Origin of the sequence: Kordia aestuariivivens (genome assembly GCF_014397005.1) — a bacterium.
GTDB lineage: Bacteria > Bacteroidota > Bacteroidia > Flavobacteriales > Flavobacteriaceae > Kordia > Kordia aestuariivivens.
Genome location: NZ_JACGWS010000022.1, coordinates 23,317 through 36,072, shown reverse-complemented (window position 1 = coordinate 36,072; position 12,756 = coordinate 23,317). Strand labels below are relative to the sequence as shown.

The 12,756-nt window shown below is 34.0% G+C and carries 13 protein-coding genes; 11 read left to right on the top strand and 2 right to left on the bottom strand.

Going from position 1 to position 12,756, the window contains the following annotated elements; genetic code table 11:
* The 4 genes from H2O64_RS23105 to H2O64_RS23090 are packed head-to-tail and all read left to right on the top strand — an operon-like array spanning nucleotide 1 to nucleotide 3,679.
* Nucleotides 1–657, top strand: coding sequence for a methyltransferase (locus H2O64_RS23105; RefSeq protein ID WP_187564615.1), 657 nt, complete (start codon nucleotides 1–3; stop codon nucleotides 655–657).
* Between the two features lie 5 nt (nucleotides 658–662).
* The gene (locus H2O64_RS23100; RefSeq protein ID WP_187564614.1) at nucleotides 663–1,628 is read left to right on the top strand and encodes an acyltransferase; all 966 of its coding nucleotides are present in this window, start codon (nucleotides 663–665) and stop codon (nucleotides 1,626–1,628) included.
* Nucleotides 1,629–1,640: 12 nt separating this feature from the next.
* Nucleotides 1,641–2,840 carry an SGNH/GDSL hydrolase family protein gene (locus H2O64_RS23095; RefSeq protein WP_187564613.1) on the top strand — a complete coding sequence of 400 codons (1,200 nt, stop codon included), beginning with the start codon at nucleotides 1,641–1,643 and terminating at the stop codon, nucleotides 2,838–2,840.
* A gap of 14 nt (nucleotides 2,841–2,854) precedes the next feature.
* Nucleotides 2,855–3,679, top strand: coding sequence for a TerC family protein (locus tag H2O64_RS23090; RefSeq protein WP_187564612.1), 825 nt, complete (start codon nucleotides 2,855–2,857; stop codon nucleotides 3,677–3,679).
* Between the two features lie 59 nt (nucleotides 3,680–3,738).
* Here H2O64_RS23090 and H2O64_RS23085 read toward each other — a convergent pair whose 3' ends face one another.
* Nucleotides 3,739–4,710: a hypothetical protein gene (locus H2O64_RS23085; protein WP_187564611.1), complete on the bottom strand. Its 972-nt coding sequence runs from the start codon at nucleotides 4,708–4,710 to the stop codon at nucleotides 3,739–3,741.
* A 310-nt stretch (nucleotides 4,711–5,020) separates the two neighbouring features.
* On the opposite strand from H2O64_RS23085, the gene rplM reads away from it, so the two are divergent.
* The 4 genes from rplM (at nucleotide 5,021) to tsf (ending at nucleotide 8,002) form a co-directional block, all read left to right on the top strand.
* A complete protein-coding gene (rplM, locus tag H2O64_RS23080; RefSeq protein WP_187564610.1) occupies nucleotides 5,021–5,476 on the top strand; it encodes a 50S ribosomal protein L13 in 456 nt (151 codons plus the stop codon).
* A 1-nt stretch (nucleotide 5,477) separates the two neighbouring features.
* Nucleotides 5,478–5,864, top strand: coding sequence for a 30S ribosomal protein S9 (gene rpsI / locus H2O64_RS23075; protein ID WP_187564609.1), 387 nt, complete (start codon nucleotides 5,478–5,480; stop codon nucleotides 5,862–5,864).
* Nucleotides 5,865–6,030: 166 nt separating this feature from the next.
* Nucleotides 6,031–6,930 (top strand): 30S ribosomal protein S2, encoded by a 900-nt coding sequence (gene rpsB, locus H2O64_RS23070; RefSeq protein ID WP_187564608.1) that lies wholly within the window; start codon nucleotides 6,031–6,033, stop codon nucleotides 6,928–6,930.
* Nucleotides 6,931–7,036: 106 nt separating this feature from the next.
* Nucleotides 7,037–8,002 (top strand): translation elongation factor Ts, encoded by a 966-nt coding sequence (gene tsf, locus H2O64_RS23065; protein ID WP_187564607.1) that lies wholly within the window; start codon nucleotides 7,037–7,039, stop codon nucleotides 8,000–8,002.
* An 84-nt stretch (nucleotides 8,003–8,086) separates the two neighbouring features.
* On the opposite strand, the gene H2O64_RS23060 is transcribed toward tsf, so the two are convergent.
* A complete protein-coding gene (locus H2O64_RS23060) occupies nucleotides 8,087–8,338 on the bottom strand; it encodes a hypothetical protein (RefSeq protein WP_187564606.1) in 252 nt (83 codons plus the stop codon).
* Between the two features lie 263 nt (nucleotides 8,339–8,601).
* Here H2O64_RS23060 and pyrH point away from each other — a divergent pair, with 263 nt between their 5' ends.
* The 3 genes from pyrH to H2O64_RS23045 all read left to right on the top strand — a co-directional run bounded on the left by pyrH (nucleotide 8,602) and on the right by H2O64_RS23045 (nucleotide 12,721).
* On the top strand, nucleotides 8,602–9,309 hold the full coding sequence (gene pyrH, locus H2O64_RS23055; RefSeq protein ID WP_187564605.1) for a UMP kinase: 708 nt from the start codon (nucleotides 8,602–8,604) through the stop codon (nucleotides 9,307–9,309).
* Between the two features lie 114 nt (nucleotides 9,310–9,423).
* The gene (gene frr, locus H2O64_RS23050) at nucleotides 9,424–9,978 is read left to right on the top strand and encodes a ribosome recycling factor (RefSeq protein WP_187564604.1); all 555 of its coding nucleotides are present in this window, start codon (nucleotides 9,424–9,426) and stop codon (nucleotides 9,976–9,978) included.
* Between the two features lie 220 nt (nucleotides 9,979–10,198).
* Nucleotides 10,199–12,721 (top strand): DUF5686 and carboxypeptidase-like regulatory domain-containing protein, encoded by a 2,523-nt coding sequence (locus H2O64_RS23045; RefSeq protein WP_187564603.1) that lies wholly within the window; start codon nucleotides 10,199–10,201, stop codon nucleotides 12,719–12,721.
* Nucleotides 12,722–12,756 lie beyond the last annotated feature (35 nt).

The window sequence follows — 12,756 nt, the reverse complement described above, 5'->3', positions numbered from 1 at the left end:
ATGTTTAAGAAGCTCCGAAAGATCATATTTCCTATTGCGAAATTTTTCTTTGATAAATATACTGTAAAGGAACGAAAGTATACATATGAAGGTATTACGGTACAGATTAATGAAGAAGTATTTCCTCCAAAATTTACTATAAGCACCAAAATTCTTTTAGAACATATAAAACCATTAAACATTGCGGACAAGAGCTTTTTAGAACTCGGCTGTGGTTCTGGAATTATCTCGTTGTTTGCAGCTTCTAAAGGTGCAAATGTGACAGCTTCTGACATCAATCAAATAGCGATTGATGAACTAAAAGAAGCTGCTGCAAAGAATGAAATTGACGTAAACGTTGTGTATTCTGATTTGTTTGATGATTTAACGGATCACACTTTTGAGTATATTATTATAAATCCGCCGTATTATCCAAAAGCGCCACAGAACGATAAGGAACGTGCTTGGTTTTGCGGAGAAGATTTTGAGTATTTTAAAAAACTATTCGCCCAACTTCCAACACATATTGCACCAAACACTTGGATGATTTTATCGGAAGATTGCGAAATTGAACACATTAAACAACTCGCTTCTGAAAATGGACTTTCGTTTGAGTTGATTTTACAAAAAAGTGTCGTCAAAGAGAAAAACTATATCTTTAGTATTCAAAAATCATAGAAGATTTGCAAACAACTTCGCGAAATATATTATTAGATATTTTAAAAATTATAGCTGCACTATTTGTGATTGGCACACATTGTGGCTTTTTGTTTGAATATAGTGAAACAGCATCTCAAATTGTGACAAACGGAATTTTCAGAATTGCTGTTCCATTTTTTTTCTGTGTGAATGGTTTCTTTCTATTTAACGTATTTAAAAATGATCGCATACAAACGTGGGCAAAACGCGTTGGTATTCTATACCTCGTTTGGATGTTGATTTATACCTATTTTTGGGTGTACTTAATTGATTTTAATCTATTTAAAATTATTTCAACATTCGTGTTTGGCTTTAATCATTTATGGTATTTGGCTGCGCTTATCCCTGGCGGATTGGTATTATATCAACTTCGAAATGCGTCAAATAAAGTATTAATTGTAAGTGCTTTTGTTTTATTTTTAATTGGAATTGTCATTCAATATGTAGGACAGTTTCATGTATTTGAGCAACAACCTACATTAGATAAGTTGATCAATTATCCTCCATTACATCGAAACTTTTTGCTCTTTGCATTGCCACTCTTATGCATTGGTTATGTAATAAGACGCGCAAATTTTCATACCAAACTCAACAAACAATTTGTCATAAAACTACTCATTATAAGCTTAACTATTTTAGTTGCAGAGAATTTGATTACGTATTATTTTATAACAGGAGAAGCGATTCTAAACACCTATCTTTCGTATTTATTCTTGGCTCCAGCATTGTTAATTGCAGCGTTTACGTTCAAAATCACGTCCAATTTGAATAGTAAAGTATTATCGTCATATTCGATTGCGATTTACTTAGTGCATCCATTCATTATTTTTTTAATTTATAATACGCTTACTTTGTCACCTACAGCAACAACTTTTGTGACTATTATATTGTCAGTAATTGCAAGTTATGTATTGATTCAACTCAACAAGAAATTGAAATATATTTTATAAATCCTTTTATTCGTGAAAAGTAAACTCAAATTTGCCTTTGTATTATTCAGAAATGTACTGATCATTCTTCTTTTGTTAGAAATTGGATTGGGTATCTTTTATAGTTACCACGATGAAAGTGGTATTGATGGAAACACTGAACGCATTATTGCAAGTGGCTTGTATGAAGGTGATGGTATGGATGATGAATCTATCAAGGAAATTTTCAGAGAACTTCGCCAACAAGATATGATGTGGGAACCGTATTTACATTATCGTTTTAAACCGATGAATGGAAAACACAATACAATTTATGAAAATGGACTCCGAAAAACAGCAAATCCTAGCTTAAAAGATTCGGCGACAGCCTTAAAAATATTCTGTTTTGGCGGTTCTACGATGTATAGCTCAGGTTCAAGAGATGAACATTCCATTCCATCAAAATTAGCAAAATTAATTCACACAAATTTCCCTGATCAGAATGTCGAAGTAACCAATTTTGGCTGTCACGGATACACACGTGTTACTGAGAATATTCAGCTACAGCGAGAATTAGTAAAAAATAATATTCCTGATATTGTTATTTTCTACGATGGCGTAAACGAAATCATTTCTGCACATCAAAACAACGAAGCCGGATCGCCAACAAACGCATACAACAGAAAGAAAGAATTTAAAATTGCGCACAGCTACAAAAAGCGTATTAAACTAATGATTTATTCGAGTAATTTATACCGATTTGTGACCACAATGCAGCGCAAACTATTCACAAAATCAGCCTACAAACAATTAAGTTCTCGTTCGGATGCATTGGCAACAGATATTGCAAAAAACTATGTTGGTTATGTTCAAATTTCAAAAAGCTTAGAGAACGAATACGGTTTTAAAGTGTTCAATTTTATGCAGCCGAATATTTATTCAAAAAAGAACTTAACAGAAGCTGAACAAAGCTATTATAACGATCAAAAATATTACGAAAACTTATATAAGTTATCGTATGAAACGGTTCGTAAAGATTCAACAATGATTAAAGATTCCACTTTTGTGGATATCAGCGATGTATTTGACAATGCTGAAAAAACGGTTTATTTTGACTTTTGTCATACGGGCGAACTAGGAAATAAATTGGTCGCAGCCAGAATGTTTGAATATTTAAAACCTGTGCTGACACCAAAAACAACCGAAGCTGTAACAGTATCTGAAACTGAACAACTAACAACAATCAACCAATAATAATATAAAGAAACATGGAACAACTTTTAACCTTAGACAGTCTTTTTACCCTATTTATGCTTGTCTTATTACAAGCCGTATTAGGATTTGACAACCTATTGTATATTTCGTTAGAATCGCAAAAAGCACCAAAAGATAGACAATCGTATGTCCGAAAAATGGGCGTTGGTTTGGCTATTGTTTTACGAATTGTATTATTGTTTTTGTTGCTGCAATTGATCGAGTTTTTTCAAGAACCATTTTTATCCATGCATAGCAACTCTTTGGTGGAGTTCGACTTTAACGGACATAGTTTAATTGTATTAGCAGGTGGAATTTTCATCATTTACACCGCCGTCAAAGAAATTTGGCACATGATGTTGATGAAAGAGCACGAAAAAACCGAAAATGTAAAAAAGAAATCTGTAAAAAGTGTCATCATTTGGATTGTGGTTATGAACTTGGTATTCTCGTTTGATTCTATTTTAAGTGCCATGGCATTAACGAGTGATATGGACAAAACGCCGCAGCTTATTTTAATGACCGTTGCCGTTGTATTAGGTGGATTGTTAATGATTATAATGGCAGATAAAGTATCCGACTTTTTACAAAAGAACAAAATGTATGAAGTATTGGGATTATTTATACTGTTCATTGTCGGAATCATGCTACTCTCTGAAGGTGGTCATTTAGCACATATTCACTTATTTGGAAACCCTATTGAACCAATGAGCAAAACAACATTCTACTTTGTCATTATTACGTTAGTTATTATTGACATTGTTCAAGGTCGTTACCAAAAGAATTTATTAGCTAAGAAAGAAATGTTGGATAAAGCTAGTGAAGAGAAGGAAGCGTAATAATTGTCTTAAATGTCATTCCTGCGAAGGCAGGAATCCATTGTGGCTTAAAACTAAGATTACTTTTTAAAAGGAATTTCAGACTGTAAAAAATCACTCAATACCACATTCCCATTAGTATTAATGTGTGGATCGTTGGAAAAATACAAACGATGACTAGCATTGTCGTTCGCTTGAAAAGTTTCTAAAGGATTTAATTGTGTCACATTTGTGAATGCTTTTAAATCCTTTTTAGCTTGCGCGAAGAATGGATAATCGGTTTGCTGAATGGTCATTTTATCTTCAAAATTGGCGCCTAGCTGATTCAAATTGTTTGCATAAAAATCGTTTACTTGTGAACAATGTGGAATCCAAACAATATACACAGGAATGTCTTTAGAAACCGTTTCCAAGAAAGTCTTCATATATTCTAACCAAGCATCATAACGTTCCTTAAAAGGTACCTTAAGCATCAACGTGTTATTAAAAAACGAACGATCAAAGCTTAAAAACCGTTTCGTTCGCTGATCGTAATAATCAATCGAAAAAATATCCGTTGCCATGGTATGCGTTCTGCTGTTGACGCGCGGACTAAAAACGGTTGCTTTATGATTCAAATAGGACAAACTCAAAAAATAATCAGATGCTTCCCAATATAAATTTCTGGCAATAGAAAACTTTTCCCAACTCCATAAATGATTAACATCGGTCAAATCGTTTCCGACATATACTTGGTAAATAATTGCTTTAGGTTGATGTTTTTTAATTTTTGCTTTCGCGAAAGTATTCACTTGCCGAATCCCAATTCCGGGAACACTCACATTTACGAACGATTTATTAGGATTGTTTCGCTTTAACTTATCAATATAATTCATATCGGCAGCTGTGGCTGAGAAAGAATCGCCAAATACCAAATAATCTACGGAAGGTTTTTCAAGATCTGCAACATTGTTCAAGTGTGAAGTTTCTGCTTTATAAAAATCGATTACAGAATTTCTATATAAAATTTCAAACAACACAAAAGTTACCAATACTATTATTGTAGTATTCATAAAAAACTTCTTTATTTTTGGTAAAAATTTCATTCCTAAAAATTTTGATAAAGATAGCAGGAAAATTACGTTTTCGTGAAATTTTTTAACTGGTTAAAATGTGCTTTCACTTTTAGATTCGCTCACAAGATATAAATCGCTAACGAATTCTATCTGGCAAGAATCGCAAAATAAAAGTAAGCAGATGAAAACCAATACATTTAACTAATTTCAGGATTCTTCTCTTTGTATTTGTTATCTAAATAATAAATCTTACCTTTGCAGACTCTTTTTAAGAGATAGGAATGTTTAATAATTAAATAAATTTAGTGTGGACACATTAAGCTACAAAACAATTTCAGCGAACAAAGCTACTGCAGATAAGCAATGGGTTTTGGTTGATGCTGAAGGACAAACGCTAGGGCGTATGGCTTCTAAGGTAGCAAAACTACTTAGAGGTAAGTACAAGCCTAGCTTCACACCACATGCTGATTGCGGAGATAATGTTGTTATTATCAATGCAGAGAAAATCATCTTAACTGGAAACAAATGGACGGACAAAACTTATATCCGTCACACAGGTTATCCAGGTGGTCAAAAATCATTAACTGCAACGGAACTTTTCGGAAAAGATCCAGCAAGATTAGTGGAAAAATCAGTTAAAGGAATGTTACCAAAAAACAAATTGGGTAGCGCATTATTCCGTAACCTAAAAGTTTATGTTGGACCAAAGCACGATCAAGATGCGCAGAAGCCAACACTTACTAACTTAAATGATTTAATGTAACATGGAAGTTATTCACAAAATTGGTCGTAGAAAGACGGCTGTTGCACGTGTATATGTTACTCCAGGAACTGGAAACATTACCGTAAACAAGAAATCGTTTGAAACGTATTTCCCAACACCAACATTACAGTACAAAGTAAAACAACCGTTCGCTTTAACAGAAACAGTTGATACATACGATGTAAAAGTAAATGTATATGGTGGTGGATCTACTGGACAAGCAGAAGCTGTTCGTTTGGCAATCTCAAGAGTTTTATGTGAGATTGATCCTGAAAACAGATTAGCACTTAAACCAGAAGGATTACTAACAAGAGATCCAAGAATGGTTGAACGTAAGAAATTTGGACAGAAGAAAGCTCGTAAGAAATTCCAGTTCTCTAAGCGTTAATTTTTGTCGTTTTTCGAAAAAAACGTACAGTTCATTTATTATTGAAATTAAAATCATGTTGTCGTTGTTTCGCACAGCGAAAATTAGTTTAGCATCTAAATAGATAAGACCAATTATTATTGCTACTTACCTATTGCTAACAACGGAACGTAAACTATTTACAAAAATGGCAAATAAAATAGAAGTAAAAGACTTACTTGAAGCTGGTGTACACTTTGGACACTTGACAAGAAAATGGGATCCAAACATGGCGCCGTATATCTACATGGAGCGTAATGGAATCCACATTATCAACTTATATAAGACTGCTGCTAAAATTGAAGAAGCGAATGAAGCTTTAAAGAAAATTGCAGCATCTGGTAGAAAAATACTTTTCGTAGCTACCAAAAAACAAGCAAAAGATATTGTTGCTGAAAAAGCAGGGAAAGCTAACATGCCTTACATCACTGAAAGATGGCCAGGTGGAATGTTAACTAACTTTGTAACGATCAGAAAAGCTGTTAAAAAAATGGCTTCAATTGATAGAATGAAAAAGGATGGAACGTTCTTAACTTTATCTAAGAAAGAACGCTTACAAGTTGATCGTTTAAGAGCAAAATTAGAGAAAAACTTAGGTTCAATCAACGATATGACACGTCTTCCAGGTGCATTATTCGTTGTTGATATCAAACGTGAACACATCGCGATTAAAGAAGCTCAGAAATTAAACATTCCAATTTTTGCAATGGTTGACACAAACTCTGACCCAAGACAGGTAGAGTATGTAATTCCTGCAAATGATGATGCTTCTAAATCAATCGAGAATATTTTAACTCACGTTACTGATGCAGTAATCGAAGGTTTATCTGAAAGAAAAGCTGAAAAGGATGCTAAAAAAGCTGATAAAGAAGAAGTTGCTGCTCCAAAAGCTGCAAAAGAAACTCCAGCTCCAAAGGCAGTAGTAGAAACTCCAGCACCAGCTGTAGCAGAAGCTCCTGCTCCAGTTGTAACGGAAGAAGCTCCAAAAGCTGAAGCTGCTGCTCCAGCTGCAACGGAAGCTCCAGCAAAAGAAGACGAAACAAAATAATTATTATTTAACGTTGATACGTTAATTCATAAAAGATAAATGAGCAGTTTTACTGTTGATTTTGAAACTACTGAATTAACGTATTAAACATTAAAACACACATAAAATGGCAAAAATTACAGCCGCAGAAGTAGGTAAATTAAGAAAAACTACCGGTGCAGGAATGATGGACTGCAAAAAAGCATTAGTTGAAGCTGAAGGTGATTTCGATAAAGCAATTGACATTCTTCGTAAGAAAGGTCAAAAAGTTGCTGCTAAAAGAGCAGATCGTGAATCTTCTGAAGGTGTTGCTGTTGCTAAATTAAATGCGGACAATACTGCTGGTGTTGCAATTGTTTTAGGATGTGAAACTGATTTCGTTGGTAAAAACGAAAGTTTTGTAACCTTAGCAAAACAATTTGCTGACTTGGCTATTGATCACAATACAAAAGAAGAATTTTTAGCTGCTGATTTCGGTGGAATGACAGTTGCTGATAAACTAATAGAACAAACAGGTGTTATTGGTGAAAAAATTGACATTAGTGGTTTTGAAAAAATCGAAGCTCCTTACGTTGGTTCTTACGTACACATCAATAAAATTGCTGCTGTTGTTGGATTATCTGCAAACGTTGATAATGCTGAAACATTAGCAAAAGACTTAGCGATGCAAATTGCTTCTATGGGAGCAACGACATTATCTTACAAAGATTTTGACCCTGCATTTGTTGCCTCTGAAACAGAAGCAAGAATTGCTGCTATTGAAAAAGATAACGAAGAGTTAGGTCGTTTAGGGAAAACATTGAAAAATGTTCCTCAATACATTTCTATGTCTCAGTTAAGCGAAGAAGTTTTAGCAAAAGCAGAAGCTGCTGCAAAAGCTGAATTAGCTGCAGAAGGAAAACCAGAGAAAATTTGGGATCGTATCTTACCAGGAAAAATGGAAAGATTCATTTCTGATAACACGACGTTAGACCAAGAGCAATGTTTATTAGACCAAAACTTCATCAAAGATGAAAAGTCTACGGTTGCTAAATATGTTGCTTCTTACGGAGACGTTCATGTAACTGGATTCAAACGTGTATCTTTAGGATAAACAAAATATACTCTTCGGAGTTATTAGTATAAAAAAAGGGTTATCAATTTAATTGACAACCCTTTTTTAGTTTGTAATTTATTATTAACAAGGAGTCTCGGGGTTGGTTGGAATACTGCAATTTAAACGTGCAGATCCACCACATAAATAACCTCCACTACCTGGACAATTTGCAGATTCATTACATTCATCTTCATTTTCAGTGTGCACGCTTGTATCAACGCATTTAATACATGCACTGAGGTCAGAACCATTTCCACCTTTAACTGTATTTAAAGTTTGTAAGTTAGAAATTCTTGACTTTTGTAATCCTAATTTTAATTTTTGCTTTTTCATAACAATTTGATTTATGGTTAATCATGAATGTAGTAATTAACTTATATTTATGCAAATATTAAACTACAAAAATAGTGGTGATTAGAAAATTTATGTTTAAACTAAAAGTTATATCACTAATCATAAGTTTAAAAACACGACTTTTTAATCTGTGTTTTTTTAAGATGTTCTAAATTCTATCACAACAAAATAAGGAACACTACTAAAAACATTTTTGTACACTTCATTATTTGTTATATTTGCAAAACTCATCACAACAAATAATGCAATACAAAAGAATTTTACTCAAATTATCAGGCGAAGCGCTCATGGGCGAAAGACAATACGGTATAGATCCGAAACGTTTGGCCGAATACGCAGAAGATATTAAAAAAGTAGTTGAATTAGGAATCGAAGTTGCCATTGTGATTGGTGGTGGAAATATTTTTAGAGGTGTTGCAGGTGCCAGCAATGGTATGGACAGAGTACAAGCAGATCACATGGGAATGCTTGCAACAGTGATCAACGGATTGGCACTACAAAGTGCTTTAGAAGCTGCCCAAGTACATACGCGTTTGCTAACAGCTTTAGAAATTAAAGAAGTTGCAGAACCCTATATTAAACGAAAAGCCATTCGTCATTTAGAAAAAGGACGTGTTGTTATTTTTGGTGCTGGAACTGGAAATCCTTATTTTACTACAGACTCTGCGGCTGTATTACGTGCCATTGAAGTACATGCCGACGTAATTTTGAAAGGAACACGTGTAGATGGTATTTACAATGAAGATCCTGAAAAGAATACGAAAGCTATTAAATTTGATCACATTTCGTTTGATGAAGTATTAAAGCAAGGACTTAAAGTCATGGACACCACAGCTTTTACACTAAGTCAAGAAAACGAACTACCTATTATTGTTTTTGATATGAATACGCAAGGGAATTTACTCAAAGTTGTTTCTGGAGAAAATATTGGAACAAAAGTAAACCTGTAAGGTAAAATATGGCGTAGTTTTTGATTTTATTCAAACAATAACAAAAAAATATTTTAAATTAGTAATGATATAGAGAAAGTAGGAAGACCACTTTCATTAATAATTTTAAACAATATGGACGAAGACATTAAATTTATCATAGATTCTACGAAAGAAAGTATGGATAATGCCATTGCGCATTTAATAAAGCAATTATTAGGAATCAGAGCTGGAAAAGCTTCTCCTGCAATGCTTACAAATGTAATGGTTGATTATTATGGTTCGCAAACACCATTATCGCAAGTAGCAAATGTAAACAGTACTGATGCGCGCACAATTACGATTCAACCTTGGGAAAAAAGCATGATTCAAGAAATTGAAAGAGGAATTATGCTCGCAAACCTTGGATTCAATCCTATGAATAATGGCGAATCGGTAATTATCAACGTTCCAGCATTAACAGAAGAACGCCGTAGAGATTTAGCAAAACAAGCTAAAGGTGAAGGTGAAGATGCAAAAATTGGAATTAGAAATGCACGACAAGAAGCAAATAAGGAAATCAAAAACTTAGAGATTTCTGATGATGCTAAGAAAAATGCAGAAATCGATGTGCAAAAATTAACAGACACATACACTCAAAAGATTGACGATGTCTTAGCGTTGAAAGAAAAAGAAATTATGACGGTTTAAAAAACGTTAAACTTATAATAAACCAAGAATAAAGCGACCTGCGGTCGCTTTATTTTTTGTAACATTATACCATTCTATTCGTTATAGTATAATACCATTGAGAACGATGTTGTAACGAACAGAAAATAATTGCGACGAAGATTATAAGCGTGTTTAGGTACTTTACTTTGCAAAACTCAAGTAATAATTCCATCTGACCACTAAAAAATACACCATACAGATGAAAAAATCAGTATTGATTTTTATTTTACTACTCTCATCCATTGCTGCGGTTGCGCAACAACGAATTTCAGGAGTTGTTACCGATAAGCAATCCAAAGAATCTTTACCATTTGCTAATATTTTTATTTCTCCAACGAAAGGAACAATCACAGATGCAGAAGGAAAGTTTACACTAAACTTAGAAAAAGAAATTTCATCCATTCGTGTTTCATACATCGGTTACAAAACCGTCACAATTCCTATTGAAAAAAACACAACATATCTTAAAATACAACTAGAACCTTCACAAGAATCCCTAGATGCGGTTGTTTTATACAATACGGAAAATCCTGCGCTGCAAATTTTACGCGATGCGATAAGCCGCAAAAAACTAAATGATCCTGAACGCAAACTGAATTCATTCAAACTAAATTCATACAACAAGCTTTTAGTGACGGCAAGTCCTGATTCTATCAACGGACAACTGGATTCCATTTTTACTAAAAAAGAAGGCAAATTAGTCTTCAAAGAAATAGATTCTTCTAATTATAGCTTCAAAAAAGACATGACGCGAAGCCACATTTACATGACCGAAAAAGTCAGTGAAGTTTCGTTTAGTTCCTCCAAAGGAAAGCGCGAAAAGGTTTTGGCAACACGCATGGCTGGCTTCAAAGAACCGATTTACGAAATCTTAGGTATTAAAATTCAATCGTTCTCTTTTTACCAAAATCAATATGAACTTTTTGGAACTTCGTACGCAAGTCCATTAGCCAATAACGCTTTATCCACCTACAATTATAAAATATTAGATACAGTAACCAATAGCGATCGCGAGTCCTACATGATTTACTACAGTCCAAAGAAGAAAGGAAAAACTTCTGGATTGGAAGGTATCTTATACATTGACAGAGAATCGTATGCATTGCAAAAAGGAATTGCAGAAATAAAAGGTGTCATAGACATCAAAGCGGTTCAAAATTTTGAATACAACAAAACATTTGAAGTTTGGTTTCCAATCGACAAAGAAATTCAAATCCAAAAAGGAAAAACAGACGATTCTGTATCTTTATTTGGTGCAAGTATCAATGTACAACGCGGAACTCCACAAGACAGCACAGATACGGTTCGCAGCAATAAACAAGAGGTAAGCGATTTTATTTACCTAAGTTCAAAAACACAAAATTTTGATTTAGCCATCAATGAACCTGTAAAAATTAAAGGTCGTGGATTAGCTATTGAAATTGACGATCAAGCACACAACAGAGATGAAATGTATTGGAATCAATTCCGGACCGACAGCATTACACAACGTGGAAAAGAAACGTATGTAGTTTTAGATAGCGTGGTTGCAGAAGATGGCGTTGAAAAAGATATTTACTTAGCCCGAAAATTACTTCGCGGATATTATCCAACAAAATATATAGATTTAGACTTACGTTATTTACTTAAATATAACAATTACGAAGCGTTCCGATTAGGACTTGGCGGAGTCACCAATGCAAATTTTTCTACTAAATATAGAATGAATGGTTACGGAGTCTATGGAACACGTGATAAAGATTTTAAATTTGGTGTTGGCGCTGCAGCGCGATTGGACAAACGTACGCAAACTTGGTTTGGCATTTCGTATACTGACGATTTGGTAGAAACGGGAAGTTCTCGATTTATCACAGACAGACGTGCTTTTTCATTGTTTGAACCGCGATTATTCAATATTGATTTATTTTATGAAGTCAAACGCTTGACTGCAAACATAGAACATCAAATTACCGCTAAAACACACGCAAACTTGATGCTTTCCAGAAGCAATGTAGAATCTACGTACGATTACGGTTTTGTGAATGATGGTGAAGTTTTTAATGCATACGACATTACAGAAGCTACCTTTTCAGTACAATGGAATCCGTTTAGCGAATACATGCAAACGCGTCACGGACGTACAGAAATCAAAAAAGCATTTCCTCAATTTGCATTCCAAGCGACACAAAGTTTTAATGGTTTGCTTGGTGGCGATTTTAACTATACCAAGCTTGATGCAAGAATAGTACATGAAATTAGACCGATTGACAAAGGTGTTACTTCGTTCTTACTAAAAGGTGGATTGGGTATTGGCGACATTCCAATTTCGCATTTATACCATACATCACCAAACAATCCGAACAAAGATGTATTGCTACAACGTTTCTCCATTGCAGGAAGAAACAGTTTTGAAACTATGTACTTCAATGAGTTTTTCTCGGACAAATACGCTATGTTTCAAGGGAAACATCAATTCAAACCTTTCAAAATTACAAAAAGATTCCGTCCAGAATTGACATTAATTACACGATTTGCTATTGGTGACGCTAAAAACATTGAACGTCATTTAGGGCAAGAATTCAATTCACTACGACACGGATATTCTGAATCTGGATTTGAAATAAACAAACTATTCAAAGGATTTGGGTTGAGTTTCATGTACAGATATGGTGCATATCATTTACCAAAATTTGAAGATAACTTGTCGTTTAAATTTACCTATTATTTTAGTTTAGGATTTTAAGCCTGACTTCATTCGTTTTTCCTAAATTTGCACGA

Excerpts from the sequence above, each read along its gene's own strand:
- H2O64_RS23105 (WP_187564615.1), top strand. The coding sequence starts at position 1 with ATGTTTAAGAAGCTCCGAAAGATCATATTTCCTATTGCGAAATTTTTC.
- H2O64_RS23090 (WP_187564612.1), top strand. The coding sequence starts at position 2,855 with ATGGAACAACTTTTAACCTTAGACAGTCTTTTTACCCTATTTATGCTT.
- H2O64_RS23085 (WP_187564611.1), bottom strand. The coding sequence starts at position 4,710 with ATGAATACTACAATAATAGTATTGGTAACTTTTGTGTTGTTTGAAATT.
- rpsI (WP_187564609.1), top strand. The coding sequence starts at position 5,478 with ATGGAAGTTATTCACAAAATTGGTCGTAGAAAGACGGCTGTTGCACGT.
- rpsB (WP_187564608.1), top strand. The coding sequence starts at position 6,031 with ATGGCAAATAAAATAGAAGTAAAAGACTTACTTGAAGCTGGTGTACAC.
- tsf (WP_187564607.1), top strand. The coding sequence starts at position 7,037 with ATGGCAAAAATTACAGCCGCAGAAGTAGGTAAATTAAGAAAAACTACC.
- H2O64_RS23060 (WP_187564606.1), bottom strand. The coding sequence starts at position 8,338 with ATGAAAAAGCAAAAATTAAAATTAGGATTACAAAAGTCAAGAATTTCT.
- pyrH (WP_187564605.1), top strand. The coding sequence starts at position 8,602 with ATGCAATACAAAAGAATTTTACTCAAATTATCAGGCGAAGCGCTCATG.
- frr (WP_187564604.1), top strand. The coding sequence starts at position 9,424 with ATGGACGAAGACATTAAATTTATCATAGATTCTACGAAAGAAAGTATG.
- H2O64_RS23045 (WP_187564603.1), top strand. The coding sequence starts at position 10,199 with ATGAAAAAATCAGTATTGATTTTTATTTTACTACTCTCATCCATTGCT.